The sequence below is a fragment of the Pseudomonas capsici genome (genome assembly GCF_017165765.1).
GTDB classification, from domain to species: Bacteria; Pseudomonadota; Gammaproteobacteria; order Pseudomonadales; family Pseudomonadaceae; genus Aquipseudomonas; species Aquipseudomonas capsici.
Genome location: NZ_JAFGZD010000018.1, coordinates 86,726 through 107,733, shown reverse-complemented (window position 1 = coordinate 107,733; position 21,008 = coordinate 86,726). Strand labels below are relative to the sequence as shown.

14 protein-coding genes are annotated in these 21,008 nt (G+C 58.5%); 2 read left to right on the top strand and 12 right to left on the bottom strand.

Going from position 1 to position 21,008, the window contains the following annotated elements; translation table 11 throughout:
* Positions 1-238: 238 nt before the first annotated feature.
* On the bottom strand, positions 239-853 hold the full coding sequence (gene trhA / locus JSY17_RS20420) for a PAQR family membrane homeostasis protein TrhA (RefSeq protein WP_117182565.1): 615 nt from the start codon (positions 851-853) through the stop codon (positions 239-241).
* Positions 854-995: 142 nt separating this feature from the next.
* Here trhA and JSY17_RS20415 point away from each other — a divergent pair, with 142 nt between their 5' ends.
* On the top strand, positions 996-1,919 hold the full coding sequence (locus JSY17_RS20415; RefSeq protein WP_117182570.1) for a LysR family transcriptional regulator: 924 nt from the start codon (positions 996-998) through the stop codon (positions 1,917-1,919).
* Between the two features lie 145 nt (positions 1,920-2,064).
* On the opposite strand, the gene madM is transcribed toward JSY17_RS20415, so the two are convergent.
* The 9 genes from madM to mdcA all read right to left on the bottom strand — a co-directional run bounded on the left by madM (position 2,065) and on the right by mdcA (position 9,376).
* Positions 2,065-2,829 carry a malonate transporter subunit MadM gene (gene madM, locus JSY17_RS20410; RefSeq protein WP_206402816.1) on the bottom strand — a complete coding sequence of 255 codons (765 nt, stop codon included), beginning with the start codon at positions 2,827-2,829 and terminating at the stop codon, positions 2,065-2,067.
* A gap of 1 nt (position 2,830) precedes the next feature.
* A complete protein-coding gene (gene madL / locus JSY17_RS20405) occupies positions 2,831-3,247 on the bottom strand; it encodes a malonate transporter subunit MadL (RefSeq protein WP_117185342.1) in 417 nt (138 codons plus the stop codon).
* A 70-nt stretch (positions 3,248-3,317) separates the two neighbouring features.
* Positions 3,318-4,253 (bottom strand): malonate decarboxylase subunit epsilon, encoded by a 936-nt coding sequence (gene mdcH, locus JSY17_RS20400; RefSeq protein ID WP_206402814.1) that lies wholly within the window; start codon positions 4,251-4,253, stop codon positions 3,318-3,320.
* Positions 4,250-4,888 carry a malonate decarboxylase holo-ACP synthase gene (locus tag JSY17_RS20395; protein WP_206402812.1) on the bottom strand — a complete coding sequence of 213 codons (639 nt, stop codon included), beginning with the start codon at positions 4,886-4,888 and terminating at the stop codon, positions 4,250-4,252. Before JSY17_RS20395 ends, mdcH begins: the two co-directional genes overlap by 4 nt.
* Positions 4,882-5,682 carry a biotin-independent malonate decarboxylase subunit gamma gene (gene mdcE, locus JSY17_RS20390; RefSeq protein ID WP_206402810.1) on the bottom strand — a complete coding sequence of 267 codons (801 nt, stop codon included), beginning with the start codon at positions 5,680-5,682 and terminating at the stop codon, positions 4,882-4,884. The genes JSY17_RS20395 and mdcE overlap by 7 nt, the downstream gene beginning before the upstream one ends.
* A complete protein-coding gene (locus tag JSY17_RS20385; RefSeq protein WP_117182559.1) occupies positions 5,679-6,530 on the bottom strand; it encodes a biotin-independent malonate decarboxylase subunit beta in 852 nt (283 codons plus the stop codon). Before JSY17_RS20385 ends, mdcE begins: the two co-directional genes overlap by 4 nt.
* Positions 6,523-6,822, bottom strand: coding sequence for a malonate decarboxylase subunit delta (locus JSY17_RS20380; protein ID WP_117165437.1), 300 nt, complete (start codon positions 6,820-6,822; stop codon positions 6,523-6,525). Before JSY17_RS20380 ends, JSY17_RS20385 begins: the two co-directional genes overlap by 8 nt.
* A gap of 2 nt (positions 6,823-6,824) precedes the next feature.
* Positions 6,825-7,700, bottom strand: coding sequence for a triphosphoribosyl-dephospho-CoA synthase (locus JSY17_RS20375; protein WP_206402808.1), 876 nt, complete (start codon positions 7,698-7,700; stop codon positions 6,825-6,827).
* Positions 7,700-9,376 carry a malonate decarboxylase subunit alpha gene (mdcA, locus tag JSY17_RS20370; RefSeq protein WP_025262242.1) on the bottom strand — a complete coding sequence of 559 codons (1,677 nt, stop codon included), beginning with the start codon at positions 9,374-9,376 and terminating at the stop codon, positions 7,700-7,702. Before mdcA ends, JSY17_RS20375 begins: the two co-directional genes overlap by 1 nt.
* A 265-nt stretch (positions 9,377-9,641) precedes the next feature.
* On the opposite strand from mdcA, the gene JSY17_RS20365 reads away from it, so the two are divergent.
* A complete protein-coding gene (locus JSY17_RS20365; protein WP_206402806.1) occupies positions 9,642-11,570 on the top strand; it encodes a M60 family metallopeptidase in 1,929 nt (642 codons plus the stop codon).
* Between the two features lie 56 nt (positions 11,571-11,626).
* Here the strand turns inward: JSY17_RS20365 and JSY17_RS20360 are convergent, their stop codons facing one another.
* Both JSY17_RS20360 and JSY17_RS20355 read right to left on the bottom strand, forming a co-directional pair.
* Positions 11,627-12,766 (bottom strand): Fic family protein, encoded by a 1,140-nt coding sequence (locus JSY17_RS20360; RefSeq protein WP_206402804.1) that lies wholly within the window; start codon positions 12,764-12,766, stop codon positions 11,627-11,629.
* Positions 12,767-12,934: 168 nt separating this feature from the next.
* Positions 12,935-20,905, bottom strand: coding sequence for a calcium-binding protein (locus JSY17_RS20355; RefSeq protein WP_206402802.1), 7,971 nt, complete (start codon positions 20,903-20,905; stop codon positions 12,935-12,937).
* Positions 20,906-21,008 lie beyond the last annotated feature (103 nt).

Genomic DNA, 21,008 nt, shown 5'->3' with positions numbered 1-21,008 from the left:
CGTCAGGCGGGGCCGAACCGGAGCCCATGGTTTCCCCCCTTTGCCGAAACAAAGGGGGCCGCCGTAAAGGCGGAACCAGTAGAACCAACACATACCGATAATGGATATGCCCACCGGAGAGCGTTTTTACTCCCACGAAAAATACGTTTTAACTCATGGTCTTGCGTCTTGTTTGATGAGAGACGGCTTGCCAGCGACAGTTTTCAAGCCGCCAGCAAGCTGTCTTCCACAGAATGCGTTACAGCACGTAAAACCAGATGGCTACAAAGTGCATCAGGCTTCCGGCAATCACGAACAGGTGCCAGATCCCGTGCCAGTGGCGGATGTGGTCGTAGGCAAAGAAGATGATGCCCACGGTGTACAGCACGCCCCCGCCTGCCAGCCAGATGAAACCTGCCAGTCCCAGCGCGGCCAGCAACGGCTTGACCGCCACCAGCACGATCCAGCCCATGACCGCGTAGATCACGATGGACATGATCCGGGCCTCGGAGCGTGGCTTGATCTCTTGCAGGATGCCGATCAGCGCCAGCCCCCAGACCACCCCGAACAGGCTCCAGCCCCACGGGCCTCGTAAAGTCACCAGACAGAATGGCGTATAACTGCCTGCGATCATCAGGTAGATCGAAAAATGATCGACCTTCTGCATGATGACCTTCGCCCGTCCACGGACGCTGTGATACACCGTCGAAACGCTATACAGGCTCACCAGACACAGACCGTAGATGGCCACGCCGACGATTTTCCAGACATCGCCATGCAGGCTCGCCATCACCAATAACCAGATTGCACCGACAGCCGCCAACACAGCGCCCACCAGATGTGACCAGGCGTTGAATTTTTCTCCGTAGTACATCCGCACATTACCTCTGGCTGCAAGGAACACCATTTGTAGAGGCTCGCGGTTACAGATGTAAAGCGCAATGCAGATATTTGCAGCAGTCATCGTCTTCGGGGTCAGGCACAATTGCCCACACACCAACAACAAGCGCCACGACATGCAGATCGATGACGAGCTGACCCTGAAAAAACTTGAAATCTTCCTGGCCTTCATGCGCACCGGCAATCTGGCGCGGGCTGCCGCGGAGTTGCAGACCAGCAATGTCAGCGTGCATCGCGCCATTCACTCGCTGGAAAGCGCCCTGCGTTGTCCGTTGTTCAAACATGAAGGCCGTAACCTGACGCCGCTGGAAAGCGCCTATGTGCTGGAAGAGCGCGCCCAGAAGCTGATTCAGGACGTCCTGACTACCGTAGAAGTGACCCGACAGGCTGCCGGCTTTTCGGCTGCACGCTTCAAGCTCGGCGCGCTGTATTCACTGACGGTCAAGACGGTACCGCAGCTCATCATGGGCTTGAAGATCCGCCGCAGCGAACTGAATATCGACCTGATTCTGGGCTCGAACATCGACCTGTTCTACAAGCTCAAGAACATGGAGGTCGATGCGATGCTGGTATCGCTGGATGAAAGTCTCAATGACCCGGACTGCGAGCACTTGCCACTGTTTTCCGATGACATTTTCCTGGCCGTGCCTGCCGACTCCCCCCTCTCGCAGCACAGCGAAGTCGACTTGAGCGACCTGCGGGAAGAAACCTTCATCACCCTGACCCAAGGCTTCGCCACCCACCGCGACGGCATACGGGTATTTCAACAGGCGGGGTTCGAGCCCAAGGTCGCGATGCAGGTGAACGACATCTTCACCCTGTTGAGCATGGTCAGCTCCGGCGTGGGTTACGCCCTGCTGCCGGGACGCATCGCAGCGGTCTATGAAAACCGCGTGCGACTGATCCCGCTGCAGGAACGCTACCGCATGCAACAGCACATCGGCCTGGTGTTTCTCAAATCCAGAGAACGCGACCCGAACCTGCTGGCACTGATTGCCGAATGCCGGATGTATGCCAATCGCCTCTCCAATACCCCGTAAAAACGAATTTATTCGCGGAGGCGGAGCTGCAAGCTGCAAGCTGCAAGCTGCAAGCTGCAAGCTGCAAGCTGCAAGCTGCAAGCTGCAAGCTGCAAGCAAGCTTTTGACTTGAAGCTTGCAGCTTAGAGCTTGCCGCTACAACGTCTTATCCCACTATTCCACGCACAACAAAATAAAACAGCGACGGCCCGAGCAGGCAGCCGAGCCCGGTGTGGAAGGTGGCAGTCAGTGCGCCATAAGGCACCAGACGCCGGTCGGTAGCCGCAAGGCCGGCTGTCACGCCGCTGACAGTGCCGGCCAGGCCGCCGAACACCATTGCGGAGCGCGGGTTGTCCAGGCCCATCCAGCGTGCCGCCATCGGTGTGCCAACCATCACCACGATCGCCTTGATCAAGCCGGTGGCAATGGACAGAGCCATGACATCCGAGGTCGCGCCCAGTGCCGCGCCTGTCACCGGGCCGACGATGTAGGTAACTGCACCGGCACCGATGGTGGTCATACTGATGGCGTCGCGATACCCGAACAACCAGGCCACACTCGCCCCCACGATGAACGGCAGAATGGTGCCCAGCAGCAGGGCAACCGCACCGATCGTCCCGGCCTTGCGGGCCTCGGTGGCCTGCACTTCGAAGGCTGTGGCGACGATGGCGAAGTCGCGCAGCATTGCGCCGCCCATCAGGCCGATCCCGGAGAACAGCGCCATGTCGGCCAGGCCTTTCTGCCCGCCAGTCAACGTACCGCCGACCCAGGCCAGAATCAGGCCGATGACAATCGCAATGGCCGAGCCATGCACTCGCCCGAAGGTCAGTCGTCTGGACAGAATGACTGAAACCCACATGATGACGCCGACGAAGGCAAAGGCTGTAATCAGGCCGTTGTGCTCAAGACCTTTCTCGATGAGATCCCACATATCAGCGACCTCCCACAGGCGTTGCCGTCGGGATCACGCCCGGCTCTTCCTTGGGCAGCGGCTCGCCCCGATTGGTACGGCTGATCAAGGCAATGGTGCAGGCACACAACACCACCGAACCGATGGCTGCCAGCACGGCAACAGGTCCGCCCTTGAGTGCAGTCACCACATTCTGTTGAGCCGCCATGGCCACAACCACCGGAATGTACATGGCGCCCCAGAAGCCGACGCCCATCTCGCATTCCTTGCTCATGCCTCCGTTTTTCTCCATCCACAGACGGGCGCAGATCAACAGGATCATGGCGATACCGACACCGCCCACGTTGGATTTGACCCCCAGCAGAACGCCGAGCATGTCACCGAGAATCACCCCTGCAAGGGTGCAAATAGCCAGCAAAGCCACACCGTAGATAATCATTGTTGTTATTCCTCAATTGCGTTGCCGAAGTTGTTGTTTTTGTCCTTCGCAGCAGCATTGCGCTCACACTCTATGGATTGCGGGTTCCCTCCTCTCGCGACAACGCGACCAGACTGTCCAGGCGAGCGCCTTGAAAGGCGATTGCCGTTCCTTGTTCAAACACCTTGCGCGCCAGCCCCGTCAGTACGGTGCCGGGCGGTAATTCGATCTGCAGACGCACGCCACGCTCGTAGGCGGTCTGCACAGTGCTGCGCCAGTCAATGACCCGGCACATGTTGAAGGTCAGGTCATCACGCAGTTTTTCGACGTTCACGATGGGGCGTGCCGTGCTGCCGCTCAGATAACGCACCCTGGGTGTCTCAAGCCGAACGTCGGCGAATGCCCGGGCCAGCACCTGCGCCGGCTCTTCCAGCAGAGCGCAATGGGACGGCACGCTCACGGCCAGACGTTTGACGGCGGCCGCGCCTGCCTCTTTTGCCAGCCGCCCGACCTGCTCCATCGCATGGCTGCTGCCGGCAATGACGCATTGGTTATCGGCGTTGATATTGGCCAGGAAAACCGGCGTCTCATGGCTGTGAACCCGATCAATCGACGCCTCGATGCAGGCTTGATCCAGACCGATAATGGCGGTCATGCCATAGCCTTCGGGATAAGCGTTCTGCATCAACTCGCCGCGCAGGGCCACCAATCGCAACGCATCTTCGAAAGCCAGAGCCCTGGCGACGACAGCTGCCGGATAAGCGCCGATCGACAGACCGGAGACGTAATCGGGCTGACAACCGTGATGCTGTAAAACACGGGCGCAGGCTACCCCGGCAATCAACAGGCAGAGCTGAACGGATCGGGTGGATTGCAGCGCGTCGGCACAATCCAGCGCCAGTACATCCTCGCCCAGAACCTCGGCTGCTTCGTGCAGGCAATCATGCACCACGGTCGAGTCCGGCAACTGATGCAACATGCCCACTTGCTGCGCGCCCTGGCCGGGAAACACCCAGAAGCTGCTCATGCGCTCATCCCTGGCTGCTGCCATGGATCACTGACCAGTCGGGTATCTGTAGAACTCTTGAACAGAATCTGGCGGGAAGGCCCGGCCCATTCCCGCAAAGCCACCGCCCCTTCGGCCAATTGCAACTGGACATCGACCCGGCAGATGCTGGTTTCCAGCGCCTCCACCAGTTCGGCAGCCCAGCCGCGGCTCACAGGCTCCGGCGTACGCAGAATCAGATCCAGGTCGCTGCCCTGATGCAGCGCGGCAAAACCGCTGGCCAGTTCGAAGCCTGCACTGCCACTGACGCCCCAGCTCAAGTCCAGCACGTCCATCACCGGACGAACCTGAGACAGGGCCTCCAGCGCAGGCCAGCGCTGGGGATTTCTGTCGGTCAGATGAGTCAGTTGCTCAGGACGCACCTGACGCTCGATCGCCGAGCACGCCATGGTTGTGGCATAGCGCTGCTCGCGACGCGGCCCGCGAATACCGACCGCCACCTGACCCGCCGCAACAGACGCACGGCGCACCACCACAGGCTGTCCCTGACTGACCACTTCAAACACCCAGTCAGGCGCATCCCCAGGCAAATCGGACAGGCGCATGCCCCACAACAGATCATGGGGCTGCACCGCCAACGGGGTATGCATTACCACTGAGCCCGCAGCAGTTGGCGCACGTTCGACGAAGCCGCCCGATTGCCGGCCCCCAGACGACCGCTCAAATCGACACCTCCTGCCTGAACGTCCTTGATGGCGCTGCTCAACACACTCAACACCTGAGCCACATCCTCGGCTCCTGGCTGCTCGATCTGGCTGACCGACAGGGTTTCCCACAGCAGCCCCAGGCTCGCGTAATTGTCGATGTCATAAGCCATGGGCGGGATGCTGGCAGCGAGCTTTTCCAGTTCCTCGACGCTGCGCAGCGTTACACGGGCGGCGGATGCCTTGCCCATGGCATGGACCATCACCCCCGGATCGCGCAGGGCAATCAGCCGGTTGGCCTGATAACCATGAGCCAGAAAGGCACCGGACATGGCTTTGCCCACCAGCAGACCAATCACCGGATGCCCGGCCAGACGCGCCCGGGCATAACTGTCCACAGCACCAGCCAGTGCCTGATGAATTCCCAGCGCCTCTTCGCGACGGCCATAGGCCTGGCTCGGCACATCGATAACCGCAATCAGCGCACGCTTGTGTTCTGCCTCGCGATCCAGCTCGATGGCATCGTCAACGGCCTTGGCCAGCCCCCAGCCCTCCAGCAGCCCCACCTCGCCCTGGCGAGCACGAGGAAAACGGTTATCGGCATCCGCGACCACGGCCAGAAAGCGTACCGGATGATCACCAAGCACAGCGTCTGCCGCCTTGACCGAGGCAGGCAGGCCCACCACTTCCCGGGCCTGTGCGCTCAAGGCATTGAACCAGTTCAAACCACGTGGCGAATCGCTCATGACAGATCTCCTTGATAGAGGTTGCGCACGGCCTGCGGGTCGATCTGCGCCGTGGTGTCCAGGCGCGAGAGACGCTGCAGGAACAGGTCGTACTGGCTGCTGCGATGCTGGGCGGGTACGCCATCACCGAGCCAGTCACTGACCTGCTGCCGGATATCCGCCACATCGTCGGCAGCAAAGCCATCCACCAGTTCGCTGGCGAAACGTTGTTCGCCGCCGGTCAGGCTCCAGATAAAAGGCCGGTCGCGTGAGTCGTACTCTTCGATACCCGCTTCCTGCTCGATCACCTGCGGGCCATTGAGGCCCAGGCGCGCTTCTTGAGTGACCAGCAGATAACTGCACAGGCCTGCGGCGATGGACATGCCGCCGAAACACCCGACACTGCCTGCCACGACACCGATCACCGGCTGGTACTGGCGCAGATCGACAATCGCGGCATGAATCTCGGCAATCGCGGCCAGCCCCAGATTGGCCTCCTGCAAACGCACGCCACCGGTTTCCAGCAACAGAATCGCAGCGGTGGGAATACCTTTGCGGTTGTCCTCGGCAGCCAGCTCCAGCGCGCCGGCCATTTTCGCGCCGCCCACTTCACCCATGCTGCCGCCCTGAAAACTGCCTTCGATGGCCGCAATGACCACGGGGCGTCCATCGACCGTGCCTTTGGCGACCACAACACCATCGTCGGCCTGAGGCACGACACCCTGACGCGCCAGCCAGGGCGACATGACCCGAGCGAAAGGATCGAGCAGCTCGCGAAAGCTGCCCTCATCCAGCAAGGCTCGGGCGCGCTGACGGGCACCGAGTTCGATAAAGCTGTGCTGGCTCAGCAAACGGGCGGTATCAGTCATGGCCGATCTCCTCGAAACCCTGTTCCAGGCGCAGGCGCACCACGCCCGGTGTCGCACCGAAATCATGAATATCGATACTCAGCGCGGGCGGTGTCTGGCCTTCGAACATGCGCTCGAACAGATGCTGCCAGCGTGCCGACGCACCGTTGACCGAAGTCACCACCTGAATCGACAGCTTGCCCGGCAAGCCCGGCTCCAGAAGCACTTCAAGGTCGCCCGAGCCGACACAGCCCACCAGCGCACGGCCAACAGGCGGCTGACCGGCAGGAAATTCAAAAGACAGGGTTTCCATGATCAAAGATTCCTCGATAAATGGCCGAGCGCAGGCTCGAGGCCATCGATAAACAGGCAGGCGGCGAGCAGATCGGCAGCGCCACCGGGCGATGCGTTCAGGCTCAACAGTTGCTGATCCAGCGCTTGCAGATGACGGCGACCCGCCAGGCTGGCGCTGCCACCGGCATCCAGCACCCGTTGCGCGCCACGCTGCATGGCTTCCAGACCGGTCATGCCGGAGCGATGCAACACGCAGGTGTCGGCCAGGGTGGTCATGATCGCCAGCAAGGCATCCAGCCGGGCATTCTGCTCACCGCTGCCAGAGGCACGGCTGTGTTGCAGTTGCGGCAGACCGAAGCGGATTACGGCGGGGAAACCCAGTTGCGCCTGCTCCCTTGCGCCCATGACGCCATACCGGCGGGCAACTTCGCGGCCATGGCTGGGCTGAGCGACGACATGCCGGTCTTCGATCAGCGCCAGCCGTGCAGCCCGCAGACACAGCGCCGCAGGCGTGCAGTTATCCGGTTCCAGCGCAGCAGCCGTCACTAACAGACCCAATGCCCAGATCGCACCGCGATGGGTGTTCACCCCGCCGGTGGTGCGCAGCATGTCCGCTTCACCTTCACGGCCAAGGCTGCCCAGGGTTTCACGCAATGGCTGGCCTGCTTCACCGAACGCCAGAGCGGCCTCGGCCATCTGCTTGAAGGTCGGCCATAACGACAGGGCCGAGGCGTGCATCAGGCCCAGGTGCAGATCGGTATGGGCACCGCTGCCGCGCCGGTCGACCAGAGCCGGTTTGGGTGACAGGTCGGCCTCGTCGATCAAGGCCTCGACGGCAAGATCGGCCAGGTGCTCGCTGAGGGTGACAGGCGGCGAATCCAGTTTGAGTGCGCGCATCACCAGCTCCTGAATTTCGCAGGCGGGTTGTACAGGCCGCCAGACCACTGAACCAGCTCGGCAATGCTCTTGGCGGCGAGCAGTTCGCGGCTGGCGTCGGTGCGACGGATGCCCAGATCTTCCGGCAGAGCGATCAGGCCTTCGCGGCGCATGCGGGCGGTGTCCTTGGGGTTGTGGCGCATGCCGATCACGGTCACACCGGCCACGGCGGCAATCATCGCCTGACGCTCTTCCAGGCTGCGGGCCTTGTACAGATAAGCAATGCCCTCTTCGGTCAGCAGATGGGTAACGTCGTCGCCATAGATCATGATCGGCGCCAGCGGCATGCCGCTCTTCTTCGCCACGTCCACTGCATCGAGGGTTTCGACGAAGGTGGGTTTGCCGCCCTCCTGGAAGGTTTCGACCATCTGCACCACCAGCTTCTTGCCGCGCTCCAGATAGGCCTCGGGAGCATCGCCACTCTGCTGGCGCATATCGAGCCAGGCAGGTGTGGCATGACGGCGGCCACGGGGGTCGTGGCCCATATTGGGAGCGCCACCGAAGCCGGCCAGCCGTCCACGGGTGACGGTCGAGGAATGGCCATCGCCATCGACCTGCAAGGTCGCGCCGATAAACAGATCCACCGCGTACTGCCCGGCCAGCTGACACAACTGGCGGTTGGAACGCAGCGAGCCGTCGCGCCCGGTAAAGAACACATCGGGCCGGGCCGCGATGTAGTTTTCCATACCCAGCTCCGTGCCGAAGCAATGCACACTTTCGACCCAGCCGCTTTCAATGGCAGGAATCAGCGTCGGGTGCGGATTGAGGGTCCAGTTGCGGCAGATCTTGCCCTTGAGGCCCAACGACTCGCCGTAGGTCGGCAGGATCAGTTCGATGGCCGCCGTATTGAAACCGATACCGTGGTTCAGCGACTGAACATTGTGTTTTTCGTAGATACCGCGAATAGCCATCATCGCCATCAGCACATGCACCGGCTTGATATGGCGCGGATCGCGGGTGAACAGTGGTTCGATGTAGAACGGCTTGTCGGCCACCACCACAAAATCGACCCAGGAAGCCGGGATATCGACACGCGGCAGTTCGCTGACGTCGTCCACCAACTGGTTGACCTGGACGATGACAATGCCATCGCTGAAGGCAGCAGGTTCGATCAGTGCCGGGGTGTCTTCGGTGCTCGGGCCGGTGTAGATATTGCCGGCCCGGTCGGCCATGAAACCGGCAGCCAGCACCACGTTGGGAATCAGGTCCACCACCAGCCGCGAATACAGTTCGATGTAGGTATGGATGGCACCGATTTCCAGCAGCCCGTCTTCCAGCAACTGGCTGATGCGCAGGCTTTGCGTACCGGCAAAAGAGAAGTCCAGCTTGCGGGCGATGCCCTGCTCGAAAAGGTCCAGATGCTCGGCGCGCCCCACACTGGGCATGATCATGTGCAGATCGTGCACCTTGCCGGGATCGACTTTGGCCAGCGCACGGGACAGAAAGTCAGCCTGTTTCTGGTTATTGCCTTCCAGTACCACACGGTCCCCGGAAACCAGCAAGGCCTCCAGCGCCGCAACAATCTTGTCGGTCGGCAGAACCACACCATCGGCGAGGGTTCGCACCTGTTCGAGTCGCCGCTGTTTCTCACTGCGACGACGCGACCAGCGCGCGTCGGGGTTCGTTGTTGTTGTCATGATCACTCCACGAATTCGCTGTCGTGGGCCACCTTAGGAGCGAAGGGGGTGGAGCATCAATCAAGCTGGGATCAGGATTGTTACGCTCAGAGTAATGAAAGTCCGAGGCTGCCCACACCACTCACTCATCCCGTCTATCCATTCCGATAACACTGTTCCAAACCTTCGATTATCCCCAAACAGTCTACTGCCCTGGGTCCAGAACAATAACTTAACCACTAGACTGAATCAGGCAAGGAAAGCATTGATAACAAGGACCACGATAATGAACCCTGTTCAAAAACAATGGGCATATAAAACTGTCAGAACATGTCTTATATCGCTGATTACCGTATTCTTTCTGCTGGGCCTGACCGCCCACGCCGCAGATGACGCTATATATGACAATAAAGAAGAGCTGTTACCTTCGGTCAATACTGCACACAGTATAGCCAGCACTTCGACGTCTACTCGTGGAGTCCTGACTGAACTCCTTACCTGGCGAATACGGCTCGGTGAAATATATGGTACCGGCGAAAACACTTATAACGTACCTGTTCTCGAAGAACAGGAAAATGAAATGCGGCGTAAAGGTGGCTGGCAGCGCAGAGATATCTACATACCGACTCATGTCTATCTGGCGGTCGGGGACAGTATCAACCTTGACGTCAAAGACTTTCCCAGCCTGCTGACTCGTTGTTCTGCACACACCTTTTCCAACTTTGACAAGCCTTATGGCGACAATGAAACCAACAAGATGGCGTTGAGCCGAAACTCGAGCCATACCTATACGGCCGACCGCCCTGGTATATTGATGCTTGCCTGCGTAGACGCGGGCAAGAACATGAACAACTGGAACAGTTGGGGAAAAGCCGTCACGATCAGTACCTCAACGCCCACTAAACAATCGGCCCTCTATCTTTCCGGCATCACACCACCGGGCGAGTGGTCCACACTGGCAAAATCGCCCGATCCCTCGGGGCAGGTCTACCTGTTCAATGGCAGAACCGTGATGAACTTTCCTGCCGCCGTCGCCTTGTTCCATGCCGATAAAGATATAGAAAGCATGATGCAGGAACATCTGATCATCACGACCCGTTATGATCAGTTCAATGGTTTCAGCTGGCAAACCGATAATCCTCTCGATACATTGGCTCTTTCCATGTATCAGGCCAGTTTCAATACATGTTGTGTGTCTCATTATTATAATGGCCTGGTCGGCATAGACTTCGGTGGGGACCGGATAGCCAGTCACTGGGGAGACTGGCATGAATATGGTCACCAGAATCAATTGGCATGGAAATGGAACCATCTTACCGAGATCAGCAATAACCTGTTTTCACTCGAAGCCTGTCAGATGCTGACCGGCAAGAAAACCGCAAACTTCGAGCGGTGTCATCCGCGATTCGGGGCGTTCGTCACTTCTGATCCAGAAGCTGTAGGGCGCTTTCTGGCAGCGGATGGTCCACCTGAAGTTCCCGATAATCCCGCCGACAGAACATTGTTGATGCTCGCCCAGTTGTACACTTCCTTTCCTGACTGGCATGCGCAGCTCGCAAAAGACTTTCGCACTGCCTATAACCGTGGCGAGAATGCTAACGACTTTTCCACAGACCAGAAAAAGATCGACTGGTTTGCGCTCAATAGCAGCAGGATAGTTGGCAGGGATCTACGTGGTTTCTTTGACAAATGGTCGTTCACCTACAGCGACACGGCGAAGCAGGCCATCGCCGACCTCAAACTACCCGAGCCGATAAAACCGTCCGTTCAGTACTCCTCGCAATGGACCATTTCTGCCAACCCGGTCATCGAAGGAAAGATCCCCGTTCCCCTGCTCAAGCATTCCATCGGACTGGTTGCCTACGGCCATGAAGAAGGACCGACCGCACTTCAGATGGTGGAGGGGGAAAGCTACACACGATTGACCACCCTGGTCGTCGGCAGCAAAAGGGTGCCTTACCCGGTCGTCCTGCGCGGTACCCTCAGGCATGGAGAATGTCCTGGCGAAGGCCCCATGCATGGAATTTCTACCTGTCTGGGCAATGATCACAATGTCTACTGGAAGCTGAGCTATCACCAAATAGACAATATATTGCCTCTGCCCGACGATGATTACGAAGGCGTCCTACGGCTGGGCATAAGGGCAGCTTATGACCCGAACTGGGGAGGAACCCTGACGGTACCGCTCAAGCTCAATGTTGCAAAAAGCCAGTAATCTGCTTCGCGAATGAAGAGGACAAAGCCGATTCATTCGCGAAACAGGCTGATCGTTTAACCCCGACTCACCTCATACCGCGTACTGCGCCCGCCTCCCGGCAGTTTCTGTAAACAGCCTTTTGCCAGCAGGTCGGCCAGATGCCGGGTGGCCGTGGCTTTACTGACTTTGGCAACGGCCTGATATTGCGCGGCACTGATGCCGCCTTCAAAGCCCGGCTTGTCGGCCAGCAGGTTCCCGTCCAGCAAGCGGTTCAGGACTTTGACCTGCTCCGCTGCAAGGCTTTTATCCCGGTGCTGTTGCCAGAAACGTGCTTTTGCCAGAACCCGGTCGATGCGGTTTATCGCCTGCTCCAGAGTATGCAGCAAGGTCTGAAGGAACCATTGCAGCCATGGCGTGATATCCAGGCCGTCTTTCTGGCTGCGCTCCAGAATCAGGTAATACTCCTTGCGGGCGGCAAGAATGCTGGCAGACATGGCGTAAAAACGAATCGACTGGTTTTCAGCCTGAGCCAGCGCCAGATCGGTGATTGCTCGCGTCAGACGTCCGTTGCCATCGTCGAAGGAATGAAGAGTCACGAACCAGAAGTGCGCCAGCCCTGCACGCAATAGAGGATCAAGGCTGACATCGGAACGACTGGTATTGAACCAGTCCAGAAATGCCTGCAATTGTCCTTCCAGACCCTGACGTGGCGGCGCTTCAAAATGCACGGTGGGTTGATCGATGCGTCCGGAAACCACCTGCATGGGCTCTTCGCCTCGCAGGCTTCCCACCCGAATACTGTGAGTCATGAGCGATTGCGGCTCTGGAAACAACAAGGTATGCCAGTGCAATAGACGTTCAAGGCTCAGCGCGGGCTGATGTTGTTGCGTGGCATCGAGCATCAGTTCTGCCAGGCCTTCGCTACGCGGGTTGGTCTGTTGACCACCCTCAAGCCCAAGACGTCTGGCAAGCGAGGAACGCACCGAGCCTACATTCAGTTGCTCGCCCTCGATGGCCGATGAAGTGATGATGTTCTGCAGCAAGGCATCCAGCTCAGTCTGCGCGCTGGTATCCGCACCGGCTGCATTGAGCATGCCCAGCAACCGGCCCTGAGCCTGGGAGCAAGCACGCAGCAATGCCACCAGAGGCTCCGCTTGCCAGCGAAAATGCGGCCAGTCCGGGTGTTGCCAGATCCAGTTGAGGGGTTCGTTCATGGGAAAGCTCTCGGGTGTGAGCCGAATAATAGCGCTATTCGGCTCATAATATGAGCCGAATAGGCAAAATAATCGGCTCAGCTTCCCGGAAGACATTGCGTCTTCCGTGTACCGTCAAGTCCTCATAACCAATCCGCCATCAGGCGGGTTGGCTATGAGGCAGAGTGCTTACTGCCAGTTGGCCGCAATCACCGATGACAACTGCTCCTTGTAGTTATCCGGCAAGGTCAATTGACCAGCCGCAGGCGGCGAGAACGCTGCCATCGCATCCACCAGCCCCTGCACCTTGCTGTCGAGCAGTGTCTTGCCATTACTGGTCTTGAACTGTTCGACATGAGTGGCATTACCTGCGTACCAATCCTTGATTACCAGTGCATCGGAGGTTCCGATGATGCTGACTTCCAGGTTGTTGGTACCGGACACCTTGCGGAACCAGAGCTGATCGGCAGCGATGCCCTCCATGAAAGAAGCAACGTCGGTATTGCCGCTGGTCGAATCATTCTCGACCACGGTATCGACGCCATAGCCTCGTCCCAGAATATAGGTGTCGTTGCCCGCGCCACCGGTCAGGATATTGGCCGCAGCGTTGCCACTGAGGACGTTGGCAAGGGCATTGCCCGTGCCGTTGATGGCTGAAGTGCCGACCAGAGTGAGGTTTTCCAGGTTGGCGCCCAAGGTCCAGGTCACGCTGGATTCGACGGTGTCGGTTCCCTCATTGGCATTTTCGGTGATGATGTCGCCGGTATTGTCCACTACATAGGTGTCGTTACCCGCTCCTCCGATGAGCCTGTCGGCACCCGCCTTGCCGTCCAGGCGGTCGTTGCCTGCTCCCCCCGTCAGGGTGTTGACCGCACTGTTACCGGTAAGGATGTTGTCCAGGGCATTGCCTGTACCATTAAGCGCGGCAGTACCTGTCAGCGTCAGGTTTTCAAGGTTGTTGCCCAGAGTCCAGGTCACGCTGGATTCGACAGTATCGGTTCCTTCGCTGGCATTCTCGGTGATGGTGTCGCTGGTATTGTCCACCACGTAAGTGTCGTTACCCGCACCGCCGATGAGTCGGTCAGCACCGGCCTTACCGTCCAGACGGTCGTTGCCCGCGCCTCCCGTCAGGGTGTTGACTGCACTGTTACCGGTGAGGATGTTGTCCAGAGTATTCCCCGTACCGTTGATAGCCGAAGTACCGGTCAAGGTCAGGTTCTCGACATTGGCGCCCAGGGTCAAGGTCACGCTGGATTCCACGGTGTCGTTACCCTCTGCTGCGTTTTCGGTTACTACATCGGAGGCCGAATCCACCACATAGGTATCGTCGCCGGTACCTCCCCGCATCGTGTCGTTGCCCGCGCCACCATCGAGTCGGTCATTGCCCGCATTGCCGGTCAGAGTGTCGTTGCCAGCTCCCCCGCTCAAGGTATCGTTGCCCGAGCGACCGGTAAGGGTATCGGCTCCAGATGTACCGTTCAGCGTCAGGTTCTGAACGGTCACAACGATGTCCATGACATCCGAAGCGGTCAGCCCGCCCTTGTCTCTGGCAACGACTTTGACGCTCGTCGTACCGGTGGCCGAGGTCGGTGCCGTACCGCTGAACTGACGGGTAGACGCATTGAATGTCAGCCAGGAAGGCAATGCGCTGCCATCTGCCAGAGTCGCGGTGTAGGTCAACGTATCGCCGCTGTCGGGGTCGGTAAACGCGCCGCTTGGCACGGTATAAGACAAGAGCGCTCCCTCTGCCACGCTCTGGTCCGCCAGCGCGTTGGCAACTCTGGGAGCCTGGTTGGGCAGCGTAACGGTCAGGTTGGCATAGGTGCCGGCGGCATAGCCGTAGTTGTCCGTGCCCCACAGGATGAACTGCAGGCTTCCCACGTCAGATGCCGAAGGTGTGCCGGAAAGCGTCCGGGTCTTGGCATCGAATTTAAGCCAGGCGGGAACGTCGGAGCCGTCCCTCATTTTCACGCTGTAGGTGATGGAGTCCCAGGCATCAGGGTCGGTAATGGTATTTTCAGCAATGGTGTAGCTGAAAGCCGCACCCTGGCTCGCCGTCAAGGATGGGACGCTGGCGTTGACTACCGGGGCTTTGTTGCTGGCAGCCCGGCTCGCGACCTCCTGCAATCTGGCTTGATCCCAGACAACACCGTTGGCGAACTCAACCCGGTCGATCTTCTTGTCAACAGTGACGCCGTTGCTGACAGTATTGGCCGAGTAGTAACTCAACAGGGCTATCTGGTCATTGGCCCCCTTGATCTTCAGGAACAGATGTTCGCCCTGCTGGAAAGCCAGGACGTCGTTATCGCTGATCCCCGAACCGAAACGCAGCGTATCGACTGCGCCTATAACGTCGGTGTTGTCGATAGTGTCCTGACCATCGCCCAGGTTGAACACATAGACATCGTTACCTGTACCACCGGAGAGATAGTCGTTGCCCAGCAGGCCAGCCAGCACGTTGTCGCCAGCATTGCCCCACAGGCCGTTGGCCAGTTCGTTACCGGTCAGAACCAGATTCGCCGATCCATCGGAGGCCATACGTTCGACATGGGCACCGAGCGTATAGCTGACCGTGGTACGAATAAAATCATCGCCTTCGTTCGCAAGTTCGATCACCTGATCGTTGACGTTATCGACCGCGTAATAGTCGTCGCCCGCCCCGCCGAGCATGACATCCGCGCCCTGCCCTCCGATCAGCGAATCGTTACCTGTGCCGCCTTCAAGACGGTCGCTGCCGATACTTCCGTCGAGGTAGTCCGCACCGTCACCGCCCACCAGCAGGTCATTGCCCGCCTGGCCCCAGATCTGGTCATCGCCGGCACCACCATAAATGCGGTCATCCTGATTGCGATAACCCATGAGCGTGTCGTTACCGCTGGTTCCCAGGGTAATGGCGCGCGCCTCGACATCGCTGCCGCTGAGCACGGAGCCATCGGCGAACTCCAGGCGTTCCAGCTTGAAGTGCTCGCTCGGCTCCTGATACCAGTTCTGTACGGTAATGGCGTCTGTGCCGTTGCTGTGGCTGATGAGCAGATCGTTGCCGGTCCGGACGAAACTCAGGCTCTGGACGCTGATGCCTTCGCCGAAACGCAAGATGTCAAAGGACGGCGCGATATTGCTATAGGCCTGCTCGGCACGACGCTCGATCAGCAGATCCAGGCCATCACCCAGATTGAAAAGATAGGTGTCGTCACCAAAGGAGCCGTATAGCGTGTCATCTCCCGTACCGCCGGAAAGCGTGTTTGTATTGCGAATCCAGGGATTGCTGTAGGCCTCCAGAACGTCATTGCCCGCACCGCCTGACAATATGTCATTGCCCTGGCCTCGCAGAATGTCCTCTCCATCTCCGCCAAGCAGTTCGCCACTGCCTTCGATCAAGTCATTTCCGGTGCCGCCATCCAGCAGACCGTAGCCACGAAGTGTGTCGTTGCCCGCGCCGCCATGCAGTGTGTCAAAGCCTGCACCGCCGATCAGCAGGTCGTCGCCGTCGTCTCCATGCAGAGTGTCATTCCCGCCACCGGCATAGAGCGTGTCATTGCCGTCACCTCCGGCCACTACGTCATCACCTTCCGCGGCATCGACATAGTCATTGCCAGCGCCCGCCTCAATCACATCATTGTCAGCGTGGCCCAGGATGGCGTCATCCTTGTCGGAGCCTTCAATGGCCTTGAGCCTGAGCGCCTCGAAATCCCAGACCATGGCATTGTCGAAGACGAACTGCCCGACCGCTGTCGCTCCGGGCTGCCCGGCCTGATAGGAGAACTGGCCCTGGATACGGAGCCGGTCGCCAGTAACCTGATGAATGACAAGCAAATCCAGGCCATCGCGGCGTAGCAGCAGGTCAGTCGGCGCTACGCCGCTGAAATGCACGCTATCGCTACCGACGCTGTTGAAAATGATGTCATCGCCCCAGCCAGCGGCGAATAAATACTGGTCATTGCCGTCGCCACCGTCCATGCGGTCATTGCCACTGCCACCAGTGAGCACATCGTCGCCCAGACCACCCAGCAGGGTGTCGTTACCGTTGCCCCCCAGCAACGTATCGTCGCCATCACCGGCGTCGATATAATCGTTGCCCTCCCCACCATCGATGCTGTCATTACCGGCACCGGCATACACCTCATCGTCGCCACCACGTGCCTCGATCAGATCGTTACCGGAATAGGCCTGGATCAGGTCGGCAGCTTCGGTGCCCTCCAGGGTCAACAGATGCAGTTGTTCCGGGCTGATGACAGCCTCAAGCCCATCTCCGTAATGCAGGTGAATGCCACCGGAGGGCGTTTCGTTGTTGAAGAAGTATGCGAGCGACAGCAAGTCCTGCGGGCTGTCCGGGAAAGAGATATCCAGGCTGGTGCCGTTGCGACGGAACACCAGGTTTTCCAGAGGCAGGTCGGACAGGTAAATGGTGACCACATTTTCGTAGGCATCCATGATGATGTCCTGGCCACCGCCGCGGGCAAACAGGTAGCTGTTGGTGCCACTGCCCCCGTCGAGACGATCATTACCTTCACCGCCCGCCAGGAAGTCGTCCCCGGCACCGCCGTCCAGATAATCGTTACCAGCACCGCCCTGAAGCGTGTCGCGGCCAGCACCTCCACTCAGGTTGTCATCACCGGCACCGCCGAGCAAGGTATCATCACCGGCCCCCCCGTCCATTCCGTCATTGCCGTCACCACCATCCAGCAGGTCATTACCTTCACCGCCGTATAGATGGTCGTTACCGGCCTCGCCTGCCAGACTGTCGTTCCCGACACCGCCATCGATATAGTCCTGCCCGTCACCACCGAACAGGGTGTCGTTGCCGCCGTATCCGGCGATAAAGTCGTCACCGCCCAGACCATTCAGTACATCGTTCGAGGCATAGCCCAGCAGTTCGTCGTTGCCGGCTCCCGCCTCCAGAACCTTGCGCTTGATGTCGGCAATGCCCCAGAGCGTGCCGTCGTGGAAGACGACTTCATCGACTGCCGTGCCATCGCCCGCTTCGGCTGCAAAGTAACGTGTCAAGCGAATGCTGTCATTCGCGGATATCTGCAGGAGCAGGTCATCGCCTTTACGCCTGGCGATCACTGATTCCGGCTCGATACCGGCACCGAACATCAGCCGGTCACGCTTCAGCTCGGTCGAGTCGGCAGCGTTGTCGATCACATCATGACCATGACCGGTCTCGAATACATAGGTGTCGCTGCCACGTCCTCCGATCAAGACATCATTACCAATACCGCCAGTCAGGACGTCATTGCCGTCGTCGCCCATCACCACATCATCGCCAGCCCCGCCGGCTAACTGATCGTTCCCCCCCAGGCCATGGATGTTGTCATTGCCGGCAAGTGCATCAATGGTGTCATCGATCACAGTGCCAAAAACCAGATCGTTCCCCTGGGTCAACGAAGCAGAAGTCAACAGCGTCAGGATCTGCTGCTGGTTAAGACTGCTGCCATCATCGAAGCGAATGAACTCGATGGCACCAAAATCCAGCGAACCATCAAAATTGAAAAAGTTATCGATCTGCAATGAGCCAGCATCACTGCCATCGGTATTTCTGACATGAATCCAGACTGTCGTGACATTACGCGAGAACACAAGATCACTGGAGGCAATACCTTGCGCAAAGACGATCTGATCCAGGCCTCCCCGGTCCAGGATCGTGTCATTGCCATGCCCGCGCGCAAAGTGATAGCTATCGCCGTTCATGCCGCCATACAGCCTGTCATTACCTGACATGCCATAGAAAAGAGAGCCATAACCCGAGCCATAAAGCGTATCGTTTCCAGCCGTGCCTATGAGGCTGGAGAAATCAAAGAACGGCGCCAGGCCAAGGCTGGATGCAGCCACGGCCTGGAACATGGCATCGCGCTGAGCCCTGTAAGCAGGGGAGTATGTCCCCAGATCAGTCAGCACTTGGATGACCCCACGGATACGATCACTCTGCCCATTGGCAAGCAATCCATTCAGCTTGCCCTTGAGCTCATCCCAGTCGACAGAAATACCATGGGCATCCGAGCCGAACGCAGAACGGATAATGTCCAGTTCACTGGCATATTCGGTCTGGGCCAGGATCTGCGCTGCCGTGAAGCGTTTGAATTCAAGATACTCGGCCACCAGGACCGGAGCAGCCTGTCCGTGCGGGTTGGGATCGCGTTCCCCCCAGCACCAGAGCCCCATGTAGGCATGGCCCACCAGGTTTTCGAGGGTGACAAGCTGACGTGCGTCCATCACATGGGAATAGATCTTCTTGGGATCACGGCTGAAGGGATCGACATCCTGCGCTCCGGCCCAACGATAGATCAGGTTGTCCAGTAACTGGTCGCGGCTGGCCGCGTCGGTAGCGGATACGTACTGGGCGAGCAGCGTCTTCAGTTCAGGGTCGAGCACCATGGCCTGATGCAGATCTTGCACCTTGCCAAACCCCTTGGCGTTGGCCAGGAAATAGACATCGTCAGTAAGCGCGATGTCCCCGCTGTTGACGCGCTTGGAGGCGTCAACCTTGAACCAGACGTCCGCCGCAGTCGATGCCATGCCGTTGGCCAGCATGATGGTGCTGACCTGGCGGTGCTCATGTCCATGGGCGTCGACATGGCTTGAATCGGTGTAGCCTGTGCTGATCGACACCACGCCAGCATCAGTCAGGCTTTGCAACTCTCCGATATCACTGGTGCCGTTTCCGTTGAGATCGCGCCAGACCTGCAACTTGGCATAGGAGGCGTCCTGGGCGTTGATAATGCCGTCGCCATTGCTGTCGTATTCGGCCAGGGCTTGATATCCATTCCCGGCTGTCTGCCCATTGTTCAGCAGACTGTGGTTACCGAACAGTTCGGTACCGTTACTGATACGGCCGTCACCGTTGCGATCATGTACCAGCAGACCGTCGTCGGGGCTGACCCAGCCAGCCATCTCGCTCAGGCCGTCGCTATCGAGATCGAAATAACTCGCACCGACCGCAAGCGTTTCAATGCCGTCACCGTCAAGGTCGAGAACAATGGGGGAAGTACGGTTTTCAGCATCGTCAGTCTCGGGAGCTTCTTCCTCCTCTTCGTCCTCGAGTTCCAGAGCAATGCCGAGGTCATAGTTCTTGAACGCATTGACGGTCAGGCTGCCGTTGATGGTCAGGATGCCGTTCTTGAGCACATAGGTATTGCCGTCACCGTAATAGGTGTCTTCAGGATCTTCCTCTTTGCGCTTGCCGCCGGTGAGTCGGCGGTTCTCAAGATAGACGCCTCCGCTGCCATCAGAGTCGAAGATGACGTCATGGGACTGCGCCTTGTAGATATCGAAGCCTGCACCTCCGTTCAGCGTATCGGAGTCGGAACTGCCTCTGTCACCGCTTTCACTGCCTTGCAGAATGTCATTGCCATCCCCACCCTCCAGAACGTCGCTGCCATAGCCACCAATGAGTGTGTCGTTCCCGGCGCCGCCATCAATCGTATCGTTTCCGGAGTTACCCGAAATGTAATCGTTGCCGCCCTCTCCTCGCAGAACGTTACTTCCCGAGTTGCCCAGGATACGGTTGTCGAGGTTATTGCCTGTTCCATTGATGCTGGCAGTTCCTGTCAGCTCCAGATTCTCAAACTCATCGGCCAGACTGAACTCGACACTGGACTTGACGGTATCCGTACCCTCACCTGCCTTTTCGACGACGGTGTCACCCTCGTCATCCACGGTATAGGTATCGTCTCCCGATCCGCCGAGCATGCGGTCAGCACCTTTGCGACCATCGAGCTGATCGTTCCCGGCACCACCGTAGAGTTCGTCGTTTGAGTAGTTTGTTCCATAAAGGGTGTCGTTGCCGTTGCCGGCTATAACGGCTGCACCTTTACTCATGATGAGTTCGGTGACGTTATTCAGCTTGTAAGGGTCGATGACACCGTTGTTATTGATATCTCTACCGTCATAGACAACATACCGACCGTCACTGTCTTCGTAGGTAATGATATCGTTAGTTACCAGCCGTCCAAGAATGGCTGCAAACTGTGCGGCGAACCCCGGTGAACCGGTAAGAAGCAGGAGTTTATTTTCGGCCTCGACCCTTTCCTTTTCGCGACTCAATGCTTCCAGCGAAGCCCAGTCGGCACTGGTAAAACTCTGTCTATCGGTAACTGTTCCAGTGAAAACTATAGGAACCTTCCTGCCAATTCCGGAAGGGTCAATCTCACTCTCTGTCAAAGCATTAGTTATATCTGCCAGAAAACCTTTACCCTCATAATCAAAATCATCTTTTTCTGGCTTGACATAGATATTGGAAATAGACCTTGAGCCATCTTCATTA

What these genes read in the sequence shown, in the direction of transcription:
- mdcE (WP_206402810.1), bottom strand. Translation starts at nt 5,682, where the DNA reads ATGAGCGATTCGCCACGTGGTTTGAACTGGTTCAATGCCTTGAGCGCA.
- trhA (WP_117182565.1), bottom strand. Translation starts at nt 853, where the DNA reads ATGTACTACGGAGAAAAATTCAACGCCTGGTCACATCTGGTGGGCGCT.
- JSY17_RS20360 (WP_206402804.1), bottom strand. Translation starts at nt 12,766, where the DNA reads ATGAACGAACCCCTCAACTGGATCTGGCAACACCCGGACTGGCCGCAT.
- mdcA (WP_025262242.1), bottom strand. Translation starts at nt 9,376, where the DNA reads ATGACAACAACAACGAACCCCGACGCGCGCTGGTCGCGTCGTCGCAGT.
- madL (WP_117185342.1), bottom strand. Translation starts at nt 3,247, where the DNA reads ATGATTATCTACGGTGTGGCTTTGCTGGCTATTTGCACCCTTGCAGGG.
- JSY17_RS20375 (WP_206402808.1), bottom strand. Translation starts at nt 7,700, where the DNA reads ATGCGCGCACTCAAACTGGATTCGCCGCCTGTCACCCTCAGCGAGCAC.
- mdcH (WP_206402814.1), bottom strand. Translation starts at nt 4,253, where the DNA reads ATGAGCAGCTTCTGGGTGTTTCCCGGCCAGGGCGCGCAGCAAGTGGGC.
- JSY17_RS20380 (WP_117165437.1), bottom strand. Translation starts at nt 6,822, where the DNA reads ATGGAAACCCTGTCTTTTGAATTTCCTGCCGGTCAGCCGCCTGTTGGC.
- JSY17_RS20365 (WP_206402806.1), top strand. Translation starts at nt 9,642, where the DNA reads ATGAACCCTGTTCAAAAACAATGGGCATATAAAACTGTCAGAACATGT.
- madM (WP_206402816.1), bottom strand. Translation starts at nt 2,829, where the DNA reads ATGTGGGATCTCATCGAGAAAGGTCTTGAGCACAACGGCCTGATTACA.
- JSY17_RS20385 (WP_117182559.1), bottom strand. Translation starts at nt 6,530, where the DNA reads ATGACTGATACCGCCCGTTTGCTGAGCCAGCACAGCTTTATCGAACTC.
- JSY17_RS20415 (WP_117182570.1), top strand. Translation starts at nt 996, where the DNA reads ATGCAGATCGATGACGAGCTGACCCTGAAAAAACTTGAAATCTTCCTG.